The sequence below is a fragment of the Pseudarthrobacter sp. TAF60_1 genome (genome assembly GCF_052113505.1).
Classification (GTDB): Bacteria; Actinomycetota; Actinomycetes; order Actinomycetales; family Micrococcaceae; genus Arthrobacter.
Window position 1 is genome coordinate 177,988 of sequence record NZ_JBFRDI010000008.1, and the last position, 23,094, is coordinate 201,081.

The following is a 23,094-nucleotide window of genomic DNA, read 5'->3' on the forward strand; positions in this document are numbered from 1 at the left end:
CTGCGGCGTCGCAGCTTAGGAAGGTTCAGCGATGAGCAGTCAAAAAACTGAAGTGCAGAGCGAGGCGGCCCAGACCCGCCGGGCAGTGAGCAACATCCTCAAGGGCTCAGCGGGCAACCTCGTGGAGTGGTACGACCTCTACGTCTACACCGTCTTCGCCGCCTACTTCCAGTCCCACTTCTTCAACTCCAAGGACGACCTCCAGGCCGGCCTCGAAGCGATGGCGGTCTTCTCCACGTCGTTCCTCATGCGTCCCATCGGCGCCTGGTTCTTCGGCCGCTACGCCGACCGGAAGGGCCGCAAGGCAGCGCTGACCCTAAGCGTGACGCTGATGTCCGCCGGTTCCTTCGCCATCGCCATCCTGCCCACCACGCAGCAGGTGGGGGTCTGGGCACTGGTGCTGCTGGTCCTGATCCGCCTGATCCAGGGCTTCTCCGTGGGCGGCGAGTACGGCACCAGCGCCACCTACATGTCCGAGGCCGCCACGTCCAAGCGCCGCGGCTTCTTCTCCAGCTTCCAGTACGTCACCCTGATCGGCGGCCAGATGCTGGCACTCCTGGTGCTGGTCATCCTCCAGAACGTCATGCCCAAGGGCGACCTCACCGAGTGGGGCTGGCGTATCCCGTTCGCCATCGGCGGCGTGGCTGCCCTGGTTGTCCTGTGGCTGCGGCGCTCGATGGAGGAAACCGTCTCGGAAGAACAGGTCCGCGCGGCACAGGCACCCGTCGCCGCCGGTGAAGCGCAGCCCGGCACCATGCGCCTGCTGTTCACGCAGTACTGGAAGCCGCTGCTGATCTGTATCGGCGTCACCCTTGGCGGCACCGTGGCGTTCTACACGTACACCAACTTCATCCTGAAGTTCATGAACGATACGTCCGGCATCGCCAAGACCGACACTTCCGTGATCAACTTCTGGGCCCTGTTCATCTTTATGCTCCTGCAGCCCGTTTACGGCATCATTTCGGACAAGGTGGGCCGCAAGCCGCTGCTGCTCTGGTTCGGCATCACCGGTGTGCTCTTCACCTGGCCGCTGCTCTCCACCCTCTCCAACACCCAGGATCCGTTCACCGCGTTCCTGCTGATGCTCGGTGGGCTCCTGATTGTTGGCGGTTACACGTCCATCAATGCCCTGGTGAAGGCTGAGCTGTTCCCCGCTTCCATCCGTGCTTTGGGCGTCGGGCTGGGTTACGCGATTGCCAACTCGCTGTTCGGCGGCACTGTGCCGCTGATCGGGGCGGCGTTCCAGAAGGCCGAGCGGGTGGATCTGTTCTTCACCTACGTCACCGTTGCCATTGCCATCTCGCTGGTGGTCTACATCTTCGCCCTGAAGAACAAGAAGACCACGCACCTGGACCACGAGCAGGGCCACGCCTGGAAGCGCCCGGCCACGGATGAGGGCAAGGACAAGGACTCCGTCAGCGCCTAGCGACCCGGGGGAGACTCAGGCGGGGGACTCCGGTTGGGAAGACGTTGGTGACGTACGACGGCGGGTGCCCACCCGCCGTCGTCCGATCACCACACCCCGACGCTCTCTCACTTAATGCGGCTTTTTCCCGGATGCTCTCACTTTCCCCAGGAAAGTGAGAGAGTATCCCGGGTTTTCCTGCATTAAGTGAGAGAGCGTTTCGATCAGGGTGGGGACTATATTGGCCCTGTCGGCTCATCAACCTGATCGCGGGAGTGTGCACTCATGGCCAAGGAACTCGCCAACCAGCTCATCGAACAGCTCCAGGCTGCCGGAGTGCAGCGGATCTACGGGATTGTGGGCGACAGCCTGAACCCGATTGTCGATGCCGTCCGGCAAACGGGCGGCTCCAAGGCAGGCGGGATCGACTGGGTCCATGTCCGGCACGAGGAAGCGGCCGCCTTCGCGGCCGCGGCCGAGGCCCAGCTGACGGGTAAACTCGCAGTCTGCGCGGGATCCTGCGGGCCCGGCAACCTGCACCTGATCAACGGCCTGTACGACGCGAACCGGTCGGGAGCACCCGTGCTTGCCATCGCCTCGCACATTCCCAGCAAGCAGATCGGCAGCAGCTTTTTCCAGGAAACCCATCCGGACCGGCTCTTCAACGAATGCTCCGTCTACTCGGAAATGGTGAGCACCGCCGAGCAGGCGCCGCGCGTGGTGCACAGCGCCATCCAGCACGCACTCGGCCTCGGGGGAGTCGCCGTCGTAACCCTTCCCGGCGATATCGCTGGCCTGGAAGCGACCGCAGCGACGCCGCTGCCGGCCACGTTCCGGCGGGCGACGCTCACGCCTGACCCGGCCAGTGTGCAGGAGTTGGCCGATGCGATCAACGAGGCCGGGAAAGTGGCGATCTTCGCCGGAGCCGGCGTGAAGGGCGCCCACGACGAACTGATTGCGCTTGCGGAACTGATCAACGCGCCGATCGGCCACTCGCTCCGCGGCAAGGACTTCGTCCAGTACAACAACCCCTTCGACATCGGGATGACCGGCCTGCTGGGCTACGGCGCCGCTGCCGAAGGGATTGAGGACGCGGACCTGCTCATCCTGTTGGGCACCGACTTTCCCTATGACCAGTTCCTGCCGGAAACCCGCACCGCCCAGGTGGACCGGGCGGCCCACAGGCTGGGCCGGCGGACCGACGTCGACATCGCTGTCCACGGTGACGTGCTGCCCACCCTCGCCGCGCTGATGCCCTTGGTGAAGCCGAAAAAGAGCCGCCGGTTCCTTGACCAGATGCTGAAGAAGCACGACAGGCTGATGAACAAATCCGTCCGCGCCTACACCCGCAAAGTGGAGAAGAAGCAGCCCATCCACCCGGAATATGCGGCGTCCCTGCTGGACCAGGTTGCCGCCGAGGATGCCATCTTCACCGCGGACACCGGGATGTGCAACGTCTGGACGGCCCGCTACATCAACCCGCTGGGCACCCGCCGGCTGATCGGTTCCTACCTGCATGGCTCCATGGCCAACGCCCTGCCGCACGCCATCGGCGCCCAGCTGGCCTATCCAGGGCGACAAGTGGTCTCGGTATCGGGCGACGGCGGGCTGTCGATGCTACTCGGCGAACTCATCACGGTGGCCGCGCACAAACTCCCGGTCAACGTGGTGGTGTTCAACAACTCCACGCTGGGCATGGTCAAACTTGAGATGCTGGTGGACGGGCTGCCTGATTTTGGGGTGGATGTGCCCGACGCCGATTACGCCGCCGTCGCCCGGGCCTTGGGCTTCCACGCCGTGCGGGTCACCGATCCTGCGCAGATCGAAGGAGCCTACCGTGCGGCGTTCGCCCATCCCGGCCCCTCGCTGGTTGAGCTCATCACTGATCCGCAGGCGCTCTCGCTACCGCCGAAGGTCTCCGGCACGCAGGTGCTCGGGTTCGCCACGGCCATGTCCAAAGTGGTGTTGAACCGTGGTGCGGGCGAGGCAGTCAGCATGGCCAGGAGCAACCTGCGGAACATTCCGCGGCGTTAGGCTGGCGGTCCGCGGTTCCGCTTTCCCGCGCGAGGGGCGCGGCCCGCGCCGATGCACTGCACGAGACCAAATCGAGTGCAAAGCGTGACCCTGCCGGCATCGTCTCGCGCCGCCGTCGCTGTTTGACTGGGAGAGGCGGATTCCCGCCCTTGTGCGCCGGGGGAGGCAACTGAAGTGTTTCGTATGCAGCGGATGATGGCGCTTGGCGCTGTGCTGGCGGTGGCAGGGTGCGGGGCTCCGAACCCGGCTGCGGCGCCGCCGGAACTCTTGACGGCCGACGGCGTCGAGCGGGTCTCGGTGGACCAGGCAGCGTACGCCGCTCAGGTGCGCTCCTTCCGGGCTTCCGCTTTCGTCCTCGGCGAGGCGCTGCTGACCGACGGCGGCGACGGCTCCGCCGGGAACGTGGTGTCCTCGCCCGGGAGCCTGCTGATTGCCCTCGTCATGCTGCGGGCCGTGCGTCTGGAGCGACGGCTGCCGAGATGGACAGGGTGCTGCAATTCCCTGCGGAGGACCGCGATGAGGCCATCAACGCGGTCCTCGGCTCGCTCGAGAAGTTCGACGGCGAGCCCGGCTCAGTGGATGAGGACAACCCGCCGCGAAAGCCGGTCATGCACGCCGCCAACGGACTATTTGTGGACAAGGGCGTGCCCACCGGGAAGCCCTTCCTGCAGACTCTGGCCCGGTATTACGGAACCGGCGTGTATCCCGTGGATTTCAGCGATGAGGGAGCAACGAAGCCCGCCATTGATGCCTGGGTGAACCGGAACACCGGCGGCCGGATCAAGGAAGCCCCGGCAAAGTACGACCCCCACAACACGTTCAGCCTGCTTAATTCCCTGTACTTCGCCTCCGCGTGGCGCGCCCCGTTCGACCCGAACGCCACCTCCGACCTGCCCTTCACAACAGCCGCCGGCGAGGAAATCGAAGCGCCGGCCATGCATAACGAACTCCTCATGAAGTATGCGGAAGGCGCTGGCTGGCAGGGGGTGGACCTTCCCTACGCCGACGGTTTTGTGATGCGCCTGGTGCTGCCCGAGGACGCGGCTGGTTCCGCGGCCCGCCCCGCCTCTGCGGCTTTCGGCGCTGGAAAGCTAACCGAAATCGCCGACGCCTTTGATGCTGCAAGGCCCGCGTCAGTCCAGATCCAACTGCCCCGCTGGGACCACAAGTCCAGCTTTGACCTGCGCAAGGTCTTCGAATCGCTGGGCCTACAGAAGATGCTCAACACCACGGAGGACTTCAACAACATCCAGCCGCAGATGATGATCACCCAGGCCGCCCAGGCAGCCAACATCACGGTCGCCGAAAAGGGCACCGTCGCGGCCGCTGTAACCCAGATCAACGGAATGGCGACCAGCGTACCGCCGCCGCCAGAGCGGACCATCAACTTCGACCGGCCGTTCCACTACCAGATCGTGCACGTTGAAACCGGCCTGCCCTTGTTTATGGGAACGGTGGCTGACCCGCGCTCCTAGCAGCGCTATCCGGTAGGGCCGCGGAGTAACCCGGCGAACGGGGACCCCCAGGGCTCCCGCCCGACGTCGTCCCTCCCCCTCGGACGCTCTCTCACTTAAGGGCGGAAAAATCCCGACGCTCTCTCACTTTCCTAAAGAAAGTGAGAGAGCGTCGTCGGAAAACCCGCGTTAAGTGAGAGAGCGTCCGGGGTGGGTAGGGGGCCCGGGGGTTGGTGGGCGGGGTGTTGGGTGGGTGGCCCCGGGGAGTTAGCGGGGGCCGCCCTGCCAGAGGGCGTCGAAGGGCGCGCCGGAGGCAACCCGGTTCTGGATCCCGGCGGTGACGAAGTCCTTGGCTGTCCGGGCGGCCTCGAGCGGCATGGCGCCCTTGGCCAGTTCGGCCGTCACCGCCGCGGCCAGCGAGCAGCCGGCACCGGACACGGCCACCTCGCCCACCTTCGGCGCGCTGAGGACTTCGAGGGTCTCGCCGTCGTAGTAAACGTCGACGGCGTCCGGCCCCGCCAGCCGCACCCCGCCCTTCGCGAGCACCGCGGCGCCGCTGAGCTCGTGGATGCGGATGGCTGCGGCTTTCAGGGATTCGACGTCGGTGATCACCAGTCCGGACAGCGATTCCGCTTCGAAGTGGTTGGGCGTGACGAACGTGGCAAGCGGCAGGATCTGCGCCTTCAGGGCCTGGTCGGTGTCCAGCGCATGGCCGGGCTCCTGGCCCTTGCAGATCAGAACCGGGTCCAGCACCACGTTGCGGAACCCGCCGGCTTGCAAGGCGTTTGCCACGGTTCCGATGGTGGCCGGGCTCCCGAGCATGCCGATCTTCACGGTGTCCAGGACCGGCCGGCCGGTCTCCGAAGGGGAGCCCGCGGCGTCGCCCGGCGCCGTACCGTAGGCCGCCGTCGTGGCCTCCAGTTGGTCGGCGATCACCTGCTGGTCCACCGGCACAAACCGGTGGTTCCAGCTGTCCTTCGGGTCGAAGGAGACGATGCAGGTCAGGTTGGCGATGCCAAAGACGCCAAGTTCCTGGAACGTCTTCAGGTCTGCCTGGGCGCCGGCCCCGCCCGTGGCTTCGGAACCCGCGATCGTCAGGACGACGGCGGGAGCAACGGCGGGGGACTGGGCGGCAGTTGAAGCAAAAGTCATGGTTCCATCCTGCCATCCGGCGCCGGTTGGCTCAGTGCCGCTTCCGTCTTGACCGCTGTTCCTCCTCCCGCCCTGATCTGGCACGTTCTGCAGAACGCGGGGATTTCCCGCCGCCGACCACTTTTTGGTGCCGCTCCCGGTGGTAGGCGCGGCTGGCTGCGGCGTCCTTGCGGCGGGCCAGCGCGGCCAGTTCGCGTTGGAGTTTCCGGTAGTTGTTCCAGCGCCGGTCCTCGAGCGTGTCGTCCGAGAGGGCCGCCTGCACGGCGCAGCCGGGTTCCTGCTGATGAGCGCAATCGGAAAACCGGCAGAGGCCGGCGAGTTCCTCCACATCCCCGAACATCTGCTCCATCCCGTCGTCGGCGTCGAACAGCCCGAACCCGCGGACGCCGGGCGTGTCCATGAGGACAGTGCCGTCCGCCAGCGGCACAAGCTCCCGTGAGGTGGTGGTGTGCTTGCCCCCCTGAAGTCACCGGAGCGGACGTCGCCTGTGTGCTGCACGTTATGGCCAACCAGGGCGTTGATCAGGGTGGATTTACCTGCGCCGGAGGGCCCCAGCAGGACAAGGGTGCTGCGCGGCGGCAGATGTGCCAGCAGGTTATCGATCCCGTCCCCGTTCTCGGCGGACGTGGTGACCACGTCAACACCTGCAGCCTGCAGGATGACCTTCCCGACGACGTCGTCTGCCACGTGTGCCAGGTCCGCCTTGGTGATAATCACCAGCGGAACGGCGCCGGAATCCCAGGCGGCGACGAGCGTCCGTTCGAGCCGGTTATGCGTGAGCGGCCGGTCAACCGGAACCACGACGCCGATCATGTCCATGTTGGCCGCCAGGACCTGGGCGGCGGAGGAGTCCTCGAACGCCCGCTTCCGGCTGAGCTCGGAACGCCGGGGCAGTACAGCGAGAATCTGGCGGTCACCCGCGCGGTTGGGTCCGATCCAAACCCAGTCGCCTGTAACCGGCACGCCGGCATCAAGCGGGTAGGGAAGGTGCAGGAGCTCCACGCCCACAGCCACCAGAACCAGGCTGCGGTCAACGCGCACCACCCGGCCGGGCTCGCAGGGTTTGTCTGCGCTACTGGCAGGTGAGGGGTTTTCGTTGAAGTGCCGTGCGACCACTGCGTTGTAGCCATAAAGGGTTGGGCCGGCGCTGCAGGACGTGGGCGTAACAAGACTGGCCAGGCCGGGGCCTGAAGAATTTTTCACTGTGATACCTCGGGAAAAAGCCCCCTTGCACCGGGCACTCCCGGGCAGTGGCCCGAGGGTGCGGCATTCCGCGGGCAGTGCCTACGCGGTACGGAAGCTGGAGACGGGGGTGGTTAATTTGATGGTCTTGAGGCGCCGAGGGCGCACGGCAATGGCAATCATCAAAAACACCTCCCTTCCAGCTCTGGTCCGTCGACTCAACTACCGGACCGGTTCCCACTCTAACTTCCGCACGAGGCTTTCGCTATGGCTTTCGCCGGGCGGTTGCCGGGGCCGAACGTCACGAGGTTCATGGTTTTCCCTTGGCGATCGTGAGCAGCGCGCGTCCCAACTCGGGCTGCCGAAAGATGAACCCGGCGTCGATCAGCTTTTGCGGCTGTACCCACCGGCTCTTCAGCACCAGTTCGGTTTCGGTGCGGATCAGGACTGCCCCCAGACGGAGCAGCCACGCCGGCGTGGGGATGCCCAGCCTGGCTCCATAGGCCCGCCGGACCAGGCGCATCAGGTCACGGTTATCCACAACATCAGGAGACGCGACGTTCACCGGGCCGGAAATGTCGGTTCGAGCGTGCAGGAAACGGACGGCGCGGTACAGGTCTTCCATGTGGATCCAGCTGAACTTCTGGTTGCCGGGACCCATGTGCCCGCCGAGGCCGAGGCGGGCCAGCATCGCGAAGGGCCGCAGCGCACCGCCGCCCGGGCCCAGGACGATGGCGATCCGCAGCGGAATCTTCCGCGTGCCTGGTGTGTCCGCTCCGGCCAGGGCGGCCTCCCAGGCGCGCGCCACGTCCACGGAAAAGCCGCTGCCGAGTTCGCCGGACGACTCTGTTTGGGGCCGGTCGTGCGCGTGCCGGTAGATGGTGCCGGTGCTGGCGTTGATCCAGCACGACGGCGGCGCCTGGCACAGTGCCAGCGCCCGGCCAAGCGCCGCGGTGGTGGCGACGCGGGAATCGAGGATTGCCGCCTTGTTCCGCGCGTTGTAGCGGCAGTGGACCGACCGTCCGGCGAGGTTCACCAGAAGATCGGCGCCGTCCAGCACACGGGCGATGGCGCCGTCGTCGTTCCAGCCTGCGGCGGCCGCCGACTCTGCGACGACGCCGCGCCCGATGGTGCGCACCGTCCAGCCGTCCCGCTCGAAGCGGTCCCGGAGATACCTGCCGATGAAGCCTGAGGCTCCGGCGAGCACCACGGTGTTGGTCTTGGTCATTTGTTCCCCCATTTGTTCCTCCACTGTGTTCAGTCGCGGATGCTGCGACTCAGGCTGAGGACATCGTCCAGTACCTTGTTGACGCCCGGAATCTTGGCGAGCGAAAGTCCCCGGGCGATCAGGGGGACGGCTCCGTCCACCAATTTCCTGGTCCGGCGCTGGCCCTGCGAGGTGTCGTACACCCAGAACAGGGCGATGCCCATGTAGCCCAGCCACAGCAGGTCGGGCAGATCCGCGCGGAGCTTCTTCGGCGCCGGCGGGCGGGCACCCTCCACCGCTGCACGGAAGATTCCCAGCGATGCTTCGCGGGCCGCCGTCGACTCTCCCGCGAAGGGGTTGACTGGCGACGTCGGCCGGATGGCCGTGGCCACGAACTCGGCGCCAAAGCGGTGGTAGGGCGCCATAACGTCCAGGCCGGCATGCAGCGTGGCCTTCAGCCGGCTGGCCAGGTCCGTCAGGCCTTCGAGGGCCTCGTTCGCCTTGGCCGCATGCTCGGCCTGCACCTGGACGTAGAGCTCCTGGACCAGATCGTCCTTGGAGGCGAAGTAGTAGTACGCGTTGCCCACCGAGACGCCGGCCTCCGCCGCGATGGCCCGCATGGTGGTCTTCTCAAAGCCAATCTCGCGGAACATGCGCAACGCGACGTCCGCCAGGTGTTGCCGGGTCTGCTCGCTCTTGGCTGCCACTGATTCCCCTTTTTTGAACGTGTTCAGAAACTAGTGTAGCCCGAACTGAACGTGTTCAAAAATGGTCGGCGGTGCTTTGGATGGGAGAATGGCGTGACAGTGCTAATACAGCCGGTCCCGCGGCCAATCTTCGGATGGCGCCGGAAGACCGAGCGAACCACTATGAACGGACACCCCCATGCCCTCCTTCTCAGGCCCCGAGGCCTTACCTATCGCCAAACCGGCGCCCACTGCCGCGAAATTCGCCTCCATCGGATCTCCCTACTTCGGCATCTTGCTGGCCTTCATGGCCGTGGTGCTGATCCTGTCCAACATCGGCGCGTCCAAGGGAGTGGCGATCGGACCGATCATCACCGACGGCGGCTTCTTCCTCTTCCCGCTGGCCTACATCCTGGGCGATGTGATCAGCGAGGTCTACGGCTTCAAAGTGGCGCGCAAGGCCATTTTCACCACGTTTGCCCTCTCCGTGTTCGCCTCGATCTGCTACTGGGTGATTATCGCCCTGCCCGGCTTCGACGACGAGTTCGGCTCAAGCAAGCAGGCGGCCCTAGAGGGTGCCCTCGGCCCGGTCCCGCAGATTGTGCTGGCCTCACTGCTCGCGTTCCTGGCCGGGCAGACCATCAACTCCTGGATCCTGGTGAGGATGAAGGCCCGCACCGGCGAGAAGTCCCTGTGGGCGCGGCTCATGGGTTCCTCGGGCGCCGGCGAGTTCGTGGACACCTTGATCTTCTGCAGCATCGCCGCCTCCGTCATCGGCATCACGGACTTCGGTATGTTCGTGAACTACGTCGTGGTGGGCTTTGTCTACAAGACCCTCGTGGAGTTCCTGTTCGTCCCGGTGACGTCCCTGGTGATCGGCTGGATCAAGAAGCGCGAACCGAGCTACGGCGCGCCGAAGGCTGCCGGGACCGTCGCGACGTAGCTGCCGCCCGTCGTCGTACCTTCCAGCTGCATTCATTGCTCCGTAACCGCCGTTCTGAGCCTTCAAAAGGCGGTTACGGAGCAACCGATGGGGTGCGGCATCAGGCGGTGATGACGGCTGACCGCCCCTAAGCCGCCTGCAGCCCTTTGTGGCGCAGCCGTCTCCGGAAGTCCGGCTCAGCCCTTCAGCGTCCCGTCGAGGAGGGCGCGGAGTTCGGTGAAGTGCCGCTCTGTGGCCTCGGCGTGGAACATGGACGTGTCCGCCATGGTGTAGCCGTGCGGCGCTCCGGCAAAGATCTCGTTGGAAGCCTTGAGGCCGGCGGCGTCCAGCGCGGCGCCCAGACGCGCGACGGCGTCGGAATCCATGCTCTGGTCATGGTCGGCATGACCGAAAACGAACTGAGCCGTGGCGCTGGAGAGCCCCAGGTGCGGGCTGTCCGCGCCGTCGGTCGCGAGGCCGCCGCCGTGGAAGCCGCCGCACGCCGCAACGACCTCGGGGTGGGAGGTGGCGGTGCGCACCGCCAGCCGGGCACCCATGCAGTAGCCGAACGTCCCGATCGGACCGGGCGCGACGCCGTCGAGCGCTGTCAACGCCTTAACCCAGGCATCAATGTCCGGCAGCGCCTTGTCGGTGGTGAGGTGCCCGACCCGCGGGAACGCTGCCTTGCCGGCAGCATTGCGGCCCTCCGGAGTGGTCATGTCCACTTTCGGCGCGAGTTCTGCGGCCGTCCCGTCCCGGTAGAAAACATTCGGCGCCAGGACCACATAGCCCCAGTCGGCGACGCGCTGCGCCATCTCCTCGATGCGGGGACGCAGACCGAAGGCGTCCATGTACAGGATGACGCCCGGGAACGGGCCCGCGCCGGTGGACGGACGGACGACAAGGGCTTCGGCAGGGCCTGCTGCGGCCGTGATCTCAATGAGCATTTGGTCAGGATAGCGGAGGCAACCGGGATCAGCGCTCAGGAATAGTACTGTGCCAGGGTCTCGGCCTTGAACTCGAAGAAGGTTCCGGCCTCGATGGCCAGCCGGGCATCGTCCACCATCTTCACCACAAAGCGCTCGTTGTGGATGGAGATCAGCGTGGCGGAGACCATTTCCTTGGCCTTGAACAGGTGGTGGATGTAGGCGCGCGAATAGTTCAGGCACGCGTAGCAGTCGCAGCCTTCCTGCAGCGGGCCGAAGTCGCGTTTGTACTTGGCGCCGGAGAGGTTGTACCGGCCGGTGGGGTGGTAGAACGCCGAGTTGCGGGCCACACGCGTGGGGGAGACGCAGTCGAAGGTGTCCGCGCCGTTCTCGATGGCCGTGAAGATGTCGTCCGGCTCGGAGATGCCCAGCAGGTGGCGGGGCTTGTTTTCCGGCAGTTCCTCGTTGCACCAGCGCACGATCGTGCCCAGGTTCTCCTTCTCCAGGGCCCCGCCGATCCCGAAGCCGTCGAAGTTCATCGCCCCGAGGTCCCGGCAGGCCTTCCGGCGCAGGTCCTCATACTGGGCGCCCTGGATCACACCGAACAGGGCCTGGTACGGCTTCCCCTCCCGTTCGGTGGTCAGCCGGAAGTGCTCGTCCAGGCAGCGCAGGGCCCACAGCCGGGTGCGCTCCAGCGATTCCTCCTGGTAACCGCGGGAGTTCTGCAGGGTGGTCAGTTCGTCGAACGCGAACATGATGTCCGCGCCGATCTGGTGCTGGACCTGCATGGAGATCTCGGGGGAGAACCGGTGGCGGTCGCCGTTCAGATGGCTCTTGAACCAGACACCGTCGTCGTCGATGTGCGCGAGGCGTTCCTTGCCGGGGGCGACAGCGTCGTCGGGGCCGGGCGCGCCCGCGGCGGCAACGGACTTCATGTCGATGACCTTCTTGAACCCGGAGCCCAGGCTCATCACCTGGAACCCGCCGGAGTCCGTGAAGGTGGGCCCTGACCAGTTCATGAATGCGCCCAGGCCGCCGGCCTCGTCCAGGATGTCCGCGCCTGGCTGGAGGTAAAGGTGGTAGGCGTTGGCCAGGAGTGCCTGCGCCCCGAGCTCCGCCATGGATTCCGGCAGCACCGATTTGACCGTGGCTTTGGTCCCGACGGCGATAAAGGCCGGCGTCTGGATCTCACCGTGCGGGGTGGTGATGGTGCCGGTGCGGCCCAGGAACTTGCCGCCGTTCTCAGCGAGCTGGCCGGCCGACGGCGCGCAGCTATCGGCCAGGCGGGTGCCTACGGTGAAGGAGAACTGGGACTGCGCAGCGGCGGACTGCCCCATCACGGACGTGCCAGCGGGGGCAACGGAGTCAGTGGAGGGCGAGTCAGCGGGCAGGGCGGAGGCGGGGTTTGCTGGCACCGAGGAGCGGATGGAGTCCAGTTTGTGGGCACCCAGGTCGTAGGTCGAGGCGATCACTATGGCGCCGCCGTCGGGCCTGACGTCCTCGATGACAGGCTGGTCCGCCACGATCAGCAGGCCGTCCCCGTGCTCGGCGTAGCCGTGGACGGTGAGCCCCACCTGGTGATTGCTGCGGAACCAGACTTTCCCGGCGATCTCCTCCCCGGTGGCCAGGGTCAGCTGGTACGGCTCGCCGGGTTTGGGCACATCGGACAGCCCCAGCTTCTCGATCGCCGCCCCCTTCCCGCCCGGCAATTCGAAGAACAGCGTGTGCCGTTTGCCGTGCGGGTGGTGTTCCAGCGCGAAACGGAGCTGCTGGAGGAATGTCAGCCAGCCCTGGGTGATGTCCTCGTCCCACGCCGCCCATTCGGAGTTGTGGTCCAGGGCTGCCCGGGTGATGCTGACCTGTGTTCCGCCGGAGACCGGTTTGAGGTCAAAAACGTCTCCGCCGTTGGCTGTCAGGCTCGTATGGTCCGGGGCTTCGACGACGTCCTCGCCAAAGTAGATCTGGTTGATTTCCTCCGCCAGTTCGTCGGTCTCCCAGCCGTGCCACTGGGCCACCTTGGCGGGTTCGCGCAGCATGGTCCAGACCTGCGGCGCATCAGCATTCATCACTACGCTCAGATTGTTCGTCATAGCCCCGAATGTACAACTCCGGCGCAGCCCCGGGTAGGGGGTAATTCCCCATCCGGACAGTCCGGCGGCGGACAGCATATGCCCTGACGGGTCAGGCCCTGACGGCCTCGAGTTCGTTGCTGATGCGGCGCTGCAGTTCGCCGAGGCCAATCGTTTCGGACCCGCCGTGGGCCCGCAGGAAAAGCAGCGACTCCAGACGCAGCAGCCGCCACTCCCGCTCGGCCTCGTGATTGGAGTTGTCGATCGAGCGGAAAATCTCTTTGTCGTACAGGTTGGGTTCGTTGAGGGAACGCTGGCGCACTTTGGCGTTCATGCGCGCCTTGAAGGGGTCCGTTTCCTGGTTCTCCGGCGTGCGCAGCAGCTTTTCGTAGACCTCGGCGCGGTCTTCCTGCCGGTCCTCGCGGCAGATGTAGCTGGACAGCGCCAAGGACGCCTCCACTGAGGCCCACCGGCCCGGGTTGCCGTCGAAGGGCAGGACGTTGAGCAGGTCCGCGACCGCCAGTGCCCCGTCAGGGTCCTTGAGCGTGATGAACAGTTCGTGGGCGAGGTCGCTGAGGTCCTTCAGGCAGCTGCCGGACTTGAAGTTGATGCCCTTCGCGAGTTTGTCCGCCAGCAGCAGCACACCCACGGCGTCCGGGTGGGCTTCGGCGGCAGCCTCCACCACAGCCTCCGGTGTGCCCGCCGGCGCGGGGATCAGCGCGAGTTCTTCCGCCGAGGGACCACTCACCGCGGGCGGGATGGCAGGCGGGGGAGGCACGACGACGGCGGGTGCTGCCGTTGCTGCAGTCCCGGCCGCCGGGGGCTGCTTTCCGGGCTGTTCGTCGCCGCGCGCGTCAGCTGCTTCCTCTTCGGGAGCTGCGTCCTGGGGCGCTGCCCCGGGAAGCCTAGTGACGCCGTCGGGCGCTGCCTCAACGGCGGCGTTGCTGGCATCAGGGTCCAGGATTCTTACGGTGGAGCCCGCCGCGATCCTGATGGTGCCGCCGCCGGTGAGGTTCGCCAGGACCACCGCAGGGGTGCCGAAATCGTCGGATTCAAGCTCGACTCGCTGGATTTCGGCGATCCGCCCGCCGTCGGGAAGGAGAAGCTGATCGCCGGAAGTCAGAGATCCAGCCTGCTGTTCGCTGTAGTGCCGTGCGGCTGGGGTTTCGGTCATGGGGGGTCCTTAAATTCTCTTGCGGTCCGCCCTACAGTCTACAAAGCAGGGCACGCCAAATCCGGGACGCCGGGGTTTCCGCCGGCGTCAGAAACCCACTCCCGCGAAGGCCAGTGCCTGGCGGACCAGTGCGCCGCGGCCGCCGCTGAATTCGAGCTGGACGCCGGGGCTAAGCACTTCTTCGGGGGTCATCCAGGTCAGTTCCAGGGCATCCTGGCGGGGTTCGCATTCGCCGGTGACAGGGATGACGTAGGCCAGGGACACGGCGTGTTGGCGGTCGTCGGTAAAGCCGGTGTGGGACGGCGCAGGGAAATACTCGGCCACGGTGAACGGCACCGGGCTGATGGGGAGCTGCGGAAACGCGAGCGGGCCCAGGTCCTTCTCCATGTGGCGCAGGAGCGCGCCGCGGATGGTCTCCCGGTAGATCACCCGGCCTGACACCAGCGACCTGATCATGTTGCCGTCTTCATCGGCCTGCAGCAGCGTGCCAACCTCGTTCACGAACCCCAGGGGATCCAGCCTGACCGGAACGGCCTCCACATAGATCATGGGAAGCCTCCCACGGGCTTCGAAGAGGTCTTCCTCGGAGAGCCAGCCGGGATTGGGGTCAGGAGTGCGAACATTCATGGTTAAGTTCTACCCCATCGGACGCGTGCCGGTCGGCGAGGGTGTGCTCTCAGCGTAAAGCGGCGCTTCTGAGGCCGAGATGTTTAGCTGGGCCGCTGAGCGATCCAGAGAGTAGACGGGACATGCTGGGCGGGATGGGGACCCGGGGCGGTGGTTGCCGCGCCGGCTGCGTCCGGGTTTGCCACGTGCAGGGTCCGGCCGAAGGCTTCCTCCGTTTCGCTGACCTCCAGGCCGGCCGCGGTGAGCCGGGCGCGCAAGGTGCCCAGTTCGCCGTCGTACTCGAATCCCAAGCCTGAGCGCGGGCCGCCCGAAGCCGGGCGTACCATCAGCACGCCGCCGTTCTTGGCGGTGAAGTCCGCGGTTTCGTCGGCGTCCGGGACGGGACGGAACCTGGCCCCGATGTCCTGCAGCGTCATGGTAGCCGCGCCCGGATCTGCGGTGAACCAGACGCCGACGACGGTCAGGGCAGGGTCGGCGTCAGCGCAGTTTGCGCCGTGGGCGGCCTTGTCCGCCAGGAAGGTGAAGCCGTCAGCGCCGGTGATGCGGCACGACTCGCCGTGGTCCGCCGTGATGAGTTCCGCGGTGGTCTTCCCGGTCTCCTCGGCGGCCAGGCCGGTGCGCCGGGCAAACTCGGCCAGGTCGCCCACTTCGACACCCAGTGCCGTGGTGCCGTCGCCGTCCTGTCCCTCCGCCGTGGTGTGCAGGGCGAGCCGCCCGGAGCCGGCGTCGAACTCCCGCCACGGGCCCTGATCAACTGTCTTGACCAGGCCCAAGGCAGCCAGAAGTTCTTCCCACTTGTCCGGGCGGGAGGTGAAGTGGACGGGCCTGACACGCAGCATGGGTTTCTCCTAAATTAGGGACAGCGAAACTACCGCCATCATGCCACCTCTTGAAACCGCTGGCACCGTGCAGAATGGGGCAATGGCGATAGAACTTGAGGAATTGCTGGTGCGGGATGCGGCGGCGTGGCGGACGTGGCTGGAAGCCAACCACCGCGACAGCCCGGGGGTGTGGCTTGTCCTCCACAAGAAGGGCGGGGGCGTCACGGAGCTCGATTATGACGCGGCGCTCGATGAGGCGCTCTGCTTTGGGTGGATTGATGGCCAGGTGATAAAGCGCGACGCCGAGAGCTACAGCCAGCGGATGACCCGCCGCGGCCCCAAGAGCGTCTGGTCGGCCAGGAATGTGGGGCATATTGCCCGGCTGGAAGCTGCCGGCAAGATGACGGACGCCGGGCGGGCCGCCGTCGAAAGCGCCAAGGCTGACGGCCGCTGGGAGGTAGCCTATTCGGGCCAGGCAGCGGCGGAAGTTCCGCCCGATCTGGCCGCTGCGATCGCGGCCCGCCCCGATGCCCAGGCCATGTTCGATGTCCTCACGTCCGTAAACCGGTATGCCCTGATTTACCGGACGAACTCGGTGAAGCAGGCGGCTACCCGGGAACGGAAGATCGCCGGGTTTGTGGAAATGCTGGCCCGCGGTGAGGCGCCGTACCCGCAGAAAAGAAAACCCGCCGCCCCGCCCAACTGAGTAGCAGATAACGCACTATAGACGCGCTTTGGGTGCGTTAACTGCCAGTCAGTTGGGGGAGTTGGGGTCAGTCCTCCATGGGGAACGCCACGGCCTCGCCAACCACCCGCAGGCAGAGCTCCATGCCCGGCCGGGCAATGGACGCGTTCCAGTGCCGGATGGTGATGACCTCGCCGCCGCCGGGGTAGCGGTGGTCGGTGCCGTTGGCCAGCTCCGGGGGCACCGCGAGTTTGAGCCGTACGGTGGTTTCGGGACCAAAGTAGTCGGTGTCCACCACGGTGCCGCGGATGGGGCCGTCCTCCGCGATGCGAATCTGTTCGGGCCGCAACATCAGTTGCACGCGTCCCTGTGATGGCGGCCTGCGGACCGGAATTGCGCCCAACGAACACGTGCCCAGGGAGCCTTCCATCCAGGCGTCGAGGATGACGGCGTCGCCCAGGAATTCTGCCGTGGCGCGGTCTGCGGGGCGGGTGTACACCACGAACGGGTTGCCGATCTGCGCCAGCTTGCCGCCGCGCATTACGGCCACCTGATCCGCGAAGGACAGGGCCTCCGCCTGGTCGTGGGTGACCAGGATGGTGGTGACGCCGGCATCATTGAGGACCTTGGCCACGGTCCGGCGGGTGGCCACGCGCAGGCCTGCGTCGAGTGCGGAAAAGGGCTCGTCCAGCAACATCAGTTCCGGTTCGCGGGCCAGCGCCCGGGCCAGTGCCACTCGCTGCTGCTGTCCGCCGGAGAGCTGGTGAGGGCGGCGCTTGGCCATTTCGGGGGGGAGGGAAACCATGTCCAACAGTTGGCTGATCCGGTCCGCAACCGCCCCACGGCCTCCGGGCAGCTTTGCAGTATCCAGGCCGAAGGCGATGTTCTGCCCCACGGTCAGGTGCGGGAAAAGTGCCCCGTCCTGTGCCACATACCCCACGTGGCGCTTGTGCGCGGGCACCCATACGCCGTCGCCCGCCACCTTTGTGCCGCCGAGCGAGATGCTGCCGGTGGCGGGGTGTTCAAAGCCGGCGATCAGCCGCAGGAGGGTGGTTTTCCCGGAGCCGGACGGACCCACGATCGCGGTGGTGCCGCCCTTGGCCACGGACAGGTTGACGCCTTTGAGGACGGCTTGCGGGCCGAAGTTTTTGGTGACGTCCGTGATCTCCAGATGGCTGTTGGTGGAAGGCGCAACGGACGCGGCGATCCGGGGTTCCGGAAGCCTGGAGGGGGATTGTTCGGTCACTGGCCGGCCACTTTCTTGGACTGCTGGAAGAGAAGGTAGGTCATGGGCGCTGACAGCAGGATCATCAGCAGGGCGTATGGGGCGGCGCCGGCGTAGTCGATCTCGCTGCTCTTGCTCCAGAACTCGGTGGCGAGTGTCCGGGTCCCGTTCGGCGAGAGCAGGAGCGTGGCGGTCAGTTCGTTGGCGATGGCCAGGAACACCAGGGCGGCACCCCCCGCAGCAGCCGGGGCGCTGAGCCGCAGCGTTACCCGGATGAAGGCCACCAGGGGCGGTTTGCCCAGTGCCTGGGCCGATTCTTCCAGTTCCTTGGGGGCCTGGGACAGGCCGGCGCGGAGGTTGACAAGCGCCCGCGGCAGGAACAGCAGGACGTAGGCCGCCACCAGCAGTCCCGCGGTCTGATAGACCCCGGGAAACAGCCGGATGCTGACGGTCACGAAGGCCAGGCCCACTACGATCCCCGGCAGGGAACTGGTGACGTAATTCGAGAGCTCAAGGGATTTACTGAACCAGTTGGGGCGGCGTACGGCAAGGAAGGCCATGGGGAACGCGACGGCGGTGGTCACCACGGCGCCGGCCAAGCCGTAACCCAGCGTGGCAAGGAGCGCCGGAACGAATTCGTCGGCCGTCCAGACAGCTGAGCCGCCCGCGGCAATCCAGCGCAGGACAAAGAACAACGGGAGCCCCAAGGCCAGTGCGGTCAGGGCAACGAGAGCCACTTGGGCCGGTAATTGGTAGGCGTGCAGCGGCAAGCGCAGCGCCCTCGCCTGGGCCCCGGAGCCGATGCGGGCGTAACGGGCCGTACCGCGGCCGCGGGCTTCGACCACCAACAGGATCAGGCAGAAAAACACCAGGACGCTTGCCAGCATGTTCCCGGCCGTGCCGTTGAAGGTGGACCGGTACTGGACCATGATGGCGGTGGTGAACGTGTCGAAGCGGATCATGGCGAAGGCGCCGTATTCGGCAAGCAGGTGGAGGGCCACCAGCAGCGCTCCGCCGGTCATGGCGATGCGCAGCTGTGGAAGAACCACCCGGAAAAACACGCGCCAGTTGCCGAGGCCCAGCGCGGCGGCGGACTGTTCAATGGCAGGGTCAAGGCGGCTCAGGGTGGCGGCGGCCGGGATGTACACGAGCGGAAAATAGGAGAGCGTGGCGATCAGGATGCCGGAGCCGAGTCCGGCGAGGGACGGGACAGCCGACACCCACGCGTAGCTGTTCACAAACGCCGGGATGGCCAGCGGGGCAGCCAGCAGCACGGCCCAGATCTTGTGGCCGCGAAGGTGGGTCCGTTCCACCAGCCAGGCGCCCCCGACGCCCAGGATGATGCTGAGCGGGACGGTGCACACCATGAGGAGCACAGTGTTGAGCAGCAGTTCGCCTACCCTCGGCCGGAAGATGAGTTCGACGGCGGTGCTCCACCCGGTTGCCACCGTCATGTAGACGACGTATCCGAGCGGGATGAGTGAAAACAAGGCGATCAGCACGGCCAGGATGGACACAGTGGAAACGCCGAGAGGCGGGCGGGGGCTCTTGCCCCGGCCCGCCGTCGTCGTGCTCTCCACGGACGGGGGAGCCGATAGGTCAGAAGTCACGGAATTACAGTAGTCCTGCCGCGTTCATCAGTTCGGTGACCTTCTGGGAGTTCAGCTTGGCAGGGTCCACAGTGGGGGCCTGCAGTTCCTTGATGGGAACCAGCTTTTCGTTGGAGGCCACGTCAGAGGCGATGGCGTACTCGAATGAGGTGCCGTTCTTGAGGACCTCCTGGCCCTTCTTGCCGGTGATGAACTTCAGGAAAGCCTGCGCCGCCGCTGCATTCTTGGAGGTCTTCAGAACACCGCCACCGGAGACCGAGAGAAACGCGCCCGGGTCCTGGTTCTTGAAGTAGTACGGCGTGACATTCTTCGAGTTCTCGCCGGTCTTGGCCTGGTCGCCGTAGTAGTAATAGTGGTAGATCAGCGCCGCATCGACTTCCCCGGCGTTGACGGCCTTCATAGCGGTGCTGTTGCCCTTGTAGGACTTGTAGTTGTCCTTCATGCCCTTCAGCCACTCCTGGGTGGCCGTTTCGCCCTTGAGTTCAAGCAGGGCGGCGACGATCGCCTGGAAGTCTGCGCCGGACGGTGACGCGGCCCACTTGCCCTTCCACTCCGGCTTGGCCAGGTCCAGCATGGACTTGGGTAGCTTGTCCTCGCTGATCTTGCTCTTGTCGTAGACCAGGACGGTGGAACGGGCGGCAATGCCGGTCCACTTGTTGGTGGACGGACGGAATTGGGAGGGGACCTGGTCCACAGTGGCCTGATCCACGTCCGCGAAGAGGCCAGCGTTTTCCACCTGCGCCATGGCGGGTGAGTTTTCCGTAAGGAAGACGTCAGCCGGGGAGGCCTGGCCTTCCTGGATGATCTGGTTGGACATCTCGGTATCGTCGCCCTGGCGCATGGTGACCTTGACGCCGGTCTCAGCCGTGAAAGCGTCGACCCATTCCTGGGTCAGGCTTTCGTGCTGGGCGTTGTACACCGTGATTTCGCCGGAGACGGCACCGGCAGAGCCGGAAGCTGAGCCGGTGGCGGCGGGGGTGGTGGAGCCGCCGCAGGCGGTCAGTCCGAGGGCTGCGGTGGCGGCGATTGCGATGCCCGCCAGGGCGCTGTTGCGGATCTTCATTGAAGGCTACTTTCTGGTGAAAAAAGTCTGTGGACCCGGGGTGTCTTGCGAGCCCGGGGAACGGTGGCCACTCGAGAAACTGTAGGTTAGCCAAACCTAAGACTCCAAGCGCCAAAGGCCTTAAGTGATGAGGATCACATGCATTACGAAAGTATTGCGTGACCTAATTACTTCACTGGCGCGCGGCGGCACGAGCAGCCGTGTCCGGCACGCCAAGCCGTCCATCAGGTGAAAAGGCCTTCCCCAACGAACCCACCCGGCCGGATGCCCGGCGGCACAGCGGCCAAAGCGGAACCCGTGTGCTTGAGGTACTCCAGGGCCAGCGCGTCCTGCTTTGCCATAGCCAGCTGCATGGGTACGTAATGGGTGCGCGGATCTTTGACGAAGGCGATGAAGAAAAGCCCGGCATCGAGGTGTCCCAGTCCGTCCGAGCCGTCGGTGTAGTTGTAGCCGCGGCGGAGCATCCGGACGCCGCCGTTCTGGTCCGGGTGGGCGAGCCGGACGTGTGAATCCATGCCGATCAGGGGCTCGCCGCCCCTTCCGTGGATGGCGAAATCCGGCGCGGTGAATTCCTTGCCGCCGGAGAGCGGCGCGCCCTCGGACTTGGTCCGCCCGATCAGCTGTTCCTGCTCCCGCAGCGATGTGCGGTCCCAGATCTCAATGTGCATCCGGATCCGGCGTGCCACCAGGTAGCTGCCGCCCTGCATCCAGGCCTCTTCGGGGCGTGAGCCTGCCCCGGCCCAGACGTGGTCCTGAAGCTGCGAGGTGTCTTCCGCCTTAAGGTTGTTGGTTCCATCCTTGAAGCCGAACAGGTTCCGTGGGGTCTGCTGGTCCCGGGACGTGGAGGAGGTGCGGCCGAATCCGAGCTGGGACCAGCGGACGCGTACCCTGCCGGATCCGATCCGGGCCAGGTTGCGGATGGCGTGGACAGCCACCTGCGGATCGTCGGCGCAGGCTTGGACGATGATGTCGCCGCCACTGCGGTTGGGCTGCAGGTCATCGCCCGGGAAATGAGGCAGGTCGATCAGGGCTTCGGGGCGCCGGCCGGCTAGGCCAAAGCGTGCCGTGCCGTCCTTCTCGAAGAGCCCTGCCCCGAAACCGAACGTCACGGTGAGCTTTCCGGCGCTCAGGCCCAGGGCCTCGCCGGTGTCCTCAGGCGGCGCGTCGTACGGGCCGTTCACCGCCCCGGTTTTGCCTGTTTCCCGGCCCTGGGTCATCGCCTCGGCCGCGGCCGTCCAGTCCTTCAGGAGCTTGATGAGGGCGGCGCGGTCCTCGGTGATGACGTCGAAGGCGGCCATGTGCAGGCGGTCCTGCGCGGCAGTGGTGATACCGGCCTGGATGGCCCCGTGAAACGGCACAATATCGCCTGATCCTGCCGGTGCCGGAGCGGCGACGGCGGCCAGAGTGTCATGGCTGAGGAGCCCGGTGGCGAGGCCGGCGAGGGCACCGGCACCTCCGGCGCCGGCAAGGGACAGGAGCCCGCGCCGCGACAGGCGCGACGGCGGTGCCTCCTGACTGGGCGTCGCTGCGGCAATGGCGGCAGGGGCGGCATGGACGGCAGGGGCGTGGGTGACCGACGCAGAAGCTGCCGGAGCAGCGGAAGCCGCCGCGCCGGCGTCGTGCGCGCCGTTCCCGAACGGGCAGCCCGTCACAGCACCACAGCCGCGGTGAGGTGGGACAGCGGCTCGCCGAGGGCGTCAACCAGGGCGGCGAGCTTCTGGACCTGGTCCGGGCTTAGCTCGTTGTAGGACACAAATCCTTCGCCGCGGGCGTGCTGCTTCAGCTCGGCCTGGAGGGCGGCGAACTTCGCGTCCAGGGACGAGGCGAGTTCCGGGTTCTTCTGGTCCAAGACGGGCCGGAGATTCTCGAACGCGATCCGGGCGCCGTCAACGTTGGCCTGGAAGTCCCAAAGGTCGGTGTGGGACCAGATCTCTTCCTCGCCGGTGACCTTGCCGGTGGCCACCTCGTCGAGGAGTTCCTTGGCTCCGTTGCCCAGCTTGTCCGCCGTCAGCTCAACTGTCCGCGTGCGTGCGGCGAGGTCCTCGGTGTCCGCTACCAACTGCGCTGCCAGTGCTTGGCGTTCTGGAGCGGTCAGGGCGGGGAAGCCTGCCGGCGGGAAGAGGTCCTTCTCGGCCCGGTGCCAGCCGGTCCATTCCTCGCCCGGTGCCAGGTCGGCTTCGCGGGCGTCCAGCCTCGGGTCGAGGTCGCCGAAGGATTCGGCCACGGGTTCGATCCGCTCCCAGTGCATCCGGGTTGCGGCGTAGAGGCCACGGGCCTTGGCGGCGTCTCCGGCGGCATAGGCGGTGGCGAATTCCTTGGTGCCGGCAAGAAGCTGCTCGGTCTGGTCCTTGACGTAGGAGACGTACTGGGCGGTTCCCTGGTCCGTGAGTGCCTTGATGTTGGTGTCCCCGGCGGGCGTGTCGCCGGACTCGGTGACCTCGAAACCGGCGCGGATGCCATCGCCCTGCATGCCCGGCTTGCACGCCGTGGTGTAGGTGCTCGCCGGCGCCGTCACCACGAGGTTGCGGGTCAGGCCGGGGCCGATGTTTTCGACTTCGGCGACGATCCTCAGCCCGTCCGCCGCCAGCAGGTAGAACTCGGTGACTTGGTTGCCGTCGTTCTGGATGGCGAAGGTGATGTTGCCGCTCTTGGCAGTCTGGGTGGACAGCGTGCAGGCATCGGCCGTGCTGGAGACCTTGATGGGTCCGGTGGCCGCTGCCGCGTTGTTGTCGGTGCAGGCGGCCAGGGTCAGCGGCAGGAAAGCGGCGGCCAGCAGGGCAGCGTAGCTGGATGTCCGCTTCGGGAAATTGGGCAGGGGGAAGTGAGGCATGGGTGAATCCTTCGGGGAGGGA

The 23,094-nt window shown here is 66.2% G+C and carries 19 protein-coding genes and 2 pseudogenes; 5 read left to right on the top strand and 16 right to left on the bottom strand.

Translation table 11 applies throughout. The annotated features are described in order from the left end of the window. The first annotated feature begins 31 nt into the window (after positions 1-31). Both AB4Y73_RS11605 and AB4Y73_RS11610 read left to right on the top strand, forming a co-directional pair. A complete protein-coding gene (locus tag AB4Y73_RS11605) occupies positions 32-1,426 on the top strand; it encodes an MFS transporter (protein WP_441871655.1) in 1,395 nt (464 codons plus the stop codon). 264 nt (positions 1,427-1,690) lie between these two features. Beyond that, entirely contained in the window at positions 1,691-3,439 is a 1,749-nt protein-coding gene (locus tag AB4Y73_RS11610) for a pyruvate dehydrogenase (RefSeq protein WP_441871657.1), read from the top strand. Positions 3,440-3,759: 320 nt separating this feature from the next. Here the strand turns inward: AB4Y73_RS11610 and AB4Y73_RS11615 are convergent, their stop codons facing one another. Next, positions 3,760-3,882 carry a hypothetical protein gene (locus AB4Y73_RS11615; protein ID WP_441871659.1) on the bottom strand — a complete coding sequence of 41 codons (123 nt, stop codon included), beginning with the start codon at positions 3,880-3,882 and terminating at the stop codon, positions 3,760-3,762. Positions 3,883-3,927: 45 nt separating this feature from the next. On the opposite strand from AB4Y73_RS11615, the gene AB4Y73_RS11620 reads away from it, so the two are divergent. After that, positions 3,928-4,914 (top strand): serpin family protein, encoded by a 987-nt coding sequence (locus AB4Y73_RS11620; RefSeq protein WP_441871661.1) that lies wholly within the window; start codon positions 3,928-3,930, stop codon positions 4,912-4,914. A 246-nt stretch (positions 4,915-5,160) separates the two neighbouring features. On the opposite strand, the gene AB4Y73_RS11625 is transcribed toward AB4Y73_RS11620, so the two are convergent. The 4 genes and pseudogenes from AB4Y73_RS11625 to AB4Y73_RS11640 form a co-directional block, all read right to left on the bottom strand. Further along, complete coding sequence (locus AB4Y73_RS11625; RefSeq protein WP_441871663.1) at positions 5,161-6,045, bottom strand: hydroxymethylpyrimidine/phosphomethylpyrimidine kinase; 885 nt, start codon at positions 6,043-6,045, stop codon at positions 5,161-5,163. A gap of 31 nt (positions 6,046-6,076) precedes the next feature. After that, a pseudogene (gene rsgA, locus AB4Y73_RS11630) lies at positions 6,077-7,248 on the bottom strand (ribosome small subunit-dependent GTPase A). Between the two features lie 289 nt (positions 7,249-7,537). Further along, on the bottom strand, positions 7,538-8,455 hold the full coding sequence (locus AB4Y73_RS11635) for a TIGR01777 family oxidoreductase (protein WP_441871665.1): 918 nt from the start codon (positions 8,453-8,455) through the stop codon (positions 7,538-7,540). A 29-nt stretch (positions 8,456-8,484) separates the two neighbouring features. Then, positions 8,485-9,141: a TetR/AcrR family transcriptional regulator gene (locus AB4Y73_RS11640; protein ID WP_441871667.1), complete on the bottom strand. Its 657-nt coding sequence runs from the start codon at positions 9,139-9,141 to the stop codon at positions 8,485-8,487. 178 nt (positions 9,142-9,319) lie between these two features. Here AB4Y73_RS11640 and AB4Y73_RS11645 point away from each other — a divergent pair, with 178 nt between their 5' ends. Next, positions 9,320-10,063 carry a queuosine precursor transporter gene (locus AB4Y73_RS11645; protein WP_441871669.1) on the top strand — a complete coding sequence of 248 codons (744 nt, stop codon included), beginning with the start codon at positions 9,320-9,322 and terminating at the stop codon, positions 10,061-10,063. 176 nt (positions 10,064-10,239) lie between these two features. On the opposite strand, the gene AB4Y73_RS11650 is transcribed toward AB4Y73_RS11645, so the two are convergent. From AB4Y73_RS11650 to AB4Y73_RS11675, 6 genes and pseudogenes are all read right to left on the bottom strand, one after another. Then, positions 10,240-10,989, bottom strand: coding sequence for a dienelactone hydrolase family protein (locus tag AB4Y73_RS11650; RefSeq protein ID WP_441871671.1), 750 nt, complete (start codon positions 10,987-10,989; stop codon positions 10,240-10,242). Positions 10,990-11,024: 35 nt separating this feature from the next. Continuing rightward, on the bottom strand, positions 11,025-12,305 hold the full coding sequence (tgt, locus tag AB4Y73_RS11655; protein WP_441871721.1) for a tRNA guanosine(34) transglycosylase Tgt: 1,281 nt from the start codon (positions 12,303-12,305) through the stop codon (positions 11,025-11,027). A gap of 78 nt (positions 12,306-12,383) precedes the next feature. Further along, a pseudogene (locus tag AB4Y73_RS11660) lies at positions 12,384-13,058 on the bottom strand (SRPBCC domain-containing protein); the annotation flags it as partial. Positions 13,059-13,149: 91 nt separating this feature from the next. Next, complete coding sequence (locus AB4Y73_RS11665; protein WP_441871673.1) at positions 13,150-14,211, bottom strand: DUF6707 family protein; 1,062 nt, start codon at positions 14,209-14,211, stop codon at positions 13,150-13,152. Positions 14,212-14,298: 87 nt separating this feature from the next. After that, positions 14,299-14,838: an NUDIX hydrolase family protein gene (locus AB4Y73_RS11670; RefSeq protein WP_164202427.1), complete on the bottom strand. Its 540-nt coding sequence runs from the start codon at positions 14,836-14,838 to the stop codon at positions 14,299-14,301. Between the two features lie 83 nt (positions 14,839-14,921). Further along, entirely contained in the window at positions 14,922-15,677 is a 756-nt protein-coding gene (locus tag AB4Y73_RS11675; RefSeq protein WP_441871675.1) for a VOC family protein, read from the bottom strand. A gap of 82 nt (positions 15,678-15,759) precedes the next feature. Between AB4Y73_RS11675 and AB4Y73_RS11680 the strand changes: the two genes are divergently transcribed. After that, a complete protein-coding gene (locus tag AB4Y73_RS11680; RefSeq protein WP_441871677.1) occupies positions 15,760-16,365 on the top strand; it encodes a YdeI/OmpD-associated family protein in 606 nt (201 codons plus the stop codon). Between the two features lie 67 nt (positions 16,366-16,432). On the opposite strand, the gene AB4Y73_RS11685 is transcribed toward AB4Y73_RS11680, so the two are convergent. The 5 genes from AB4Y73_RS11685 to efeO all read right to left on the bottom strand — a co-directional run bounded on the left by AB4Y73_RS11685 (position 16,433) and on the right by efeO (position 23,072). Continuing rightward, positions 16,433-17,590, bottom strand: a complete 1,158-nt coding sequence (locus AB4Y73_RS11685) for an ABC transporter ATP-binding protein (protein ID WP_441871678.1) — start codon at positions 17,588-17,590, stop codon at positions 16,433-16,435. Then, a complete protein-coding gene (locus AB4Y73_RS11690) occupies positions 17,587-19,179 on the bottom strand; it encodes an ABC transporter permease (protein ID WP_441871680.1) in 1,593 nt (530 codons plus the stop codon). Before AB4Y73_RS11690 ends, AB4Y73_RS11685 begins: the two co-directional genes overlap by 4 nt. 4 nt (positions 19,180-19,183) lie before the next feature. Continuing rightward, positions 19,184-20,242 carry an iron ABC transporter substrate-binding protein gene (locus tag AB4Y73_RS11695; RefSeq protein WP_441871682.1) on the bottom strand — a complete coding sequence of 353 codons (1,059 nt, stop codon included), beginning with the start codon at positions 20,240-20,242 and terminating at the stop codon, positions 19,184-19,186. Positions 20,243-20,466: 224 nt separating this feature from the next. After that, positions 20,467-21,894, bottom strand: a complete 1,428-nt coding sequence (gene efeB / locus AB4Y73_RS11700; protein ID WP_441871684.1) for an iron uptake transporter deferrochelatase/peroxidase subunit — start codon at positions 21,892-21,894, stop codon at positions 20,467-20,469. Beyond that, entirely contained in the window at positions 21,891-23,072 is a 1,182-nt protein-coding gene (efeO, locus tag AB4Y73_RS11705) for an iron uptake system protein EfeO (protein ID WP_441871686.1), read from the bottom strand. The genes efeB and efeO overlap by 4 nt, the downstream gene beginning before the upstream one ends. Between the last annotated feature and the right edge of the window lie 22 nt (positions 23,073-23,094).

Bases quoted from the DNA above. Each gene is read 5' to 3' on its own strand.
- AB4Y73_RS11605 (WP_441871655.1), top strand. From the start codon at position 32: ATGAGCAGTCAAAAAACTGAAGTGCAGAGCGAGGCGGCCCAGACCCGC.
- AB4Y73_RS11610 (WP_441871657.1), top strand. From the start codon at position 1,691: ATGGCCAAGGAACTCGCCAACCAGCTCATCGAACAGCTCCAGGCTGCC.
- AB4Y73_RS11615 (WP_441871659.1), bottom strand. From the start codon at position 3,882: ATGACGAGGGCAATCAGCAGGCTCCCGGGCGAGGACACCACGTTCCCG.
- AB4Y73_RS11625 (WP_441871663.1), bottom strand. From the start codon at position 6,045: ATGACTTTTGCTTCAACTGCCGCCCAGTCCCCCGCCGTTGCTCCCGCC.
- AB4Y73_RS11635 (WP_441871665.1), bottom strand. From the start codon at position 8,455: ATGACCAAGACCAACACCGTGGTGCTCGCCGGAGCCTCAGGCTTCATC.
- AB4Y73_RS11645 (WP_441871669.1), top strand. From the start codon at position 9,320: ATGCCCTCCTTCTCAGGCCCCGAGGCCTTACCTATCGCCAAACCGGCG.
- AB4Y73_RS11650 (WP_441871671.1), bottom strand. From the start codon at position 10,989: ATGCTCATTGAGATCACGGCCGCAGCAGGCCCTGCCGAAGCCCTTGTC.
- tgt (WP_441871721.1), bottom strand. From the start codon at position 12,305: ATGGGGCAGTCCGCCGCTGCGCAGTCCCAGTTCTCCTTCACCGTAGGC.
- AB4Y73_RS11665 (WP_441871673.1), bottom strand. From the start codon at position 14,211: ATGACCGAAACCCCAGCCGCACGGCACTACAGCGAACAGCAGGCTGGA.
- AB4Y73_RS11670 (WP_164202427.1), bottom strand. From the start codon at position 14,838: ATGAATGTTCGCACTCCTGACCCCAATCCCGGCTGGCTCTCCGAGGAA.
- AB4Y73_RS11675 (WP_441871675.1), bottom strand. From the start codon at position 15,677: ATGCTGCGTGTCAGGCCCGTCCACTTCACCTCCCGCCCGGACAAGTGG.
- AB4Y73_RS11680 (WP_441871677.1), top strand. From the start codon at position 15,760: ATGGCGATAGAACTTGAGGAATTGCTGGTGCGGGATGCGGCGGCGTGG.
- AB4Y73_RS11695 (WP_441871682.1), bottom strand. From the start codon at position 20,242: ATGAAGATCCGCAACAGCGCCCTGGCGGGCATCGCAATCGCCGCCACC.
- efeO (WP_441871686.1), bottom strand. From the start codon at position 23,072: ATGCCTCACTTCCCCCTGCCCAATTTCCCGAAGCGGACATCCAGCTAC.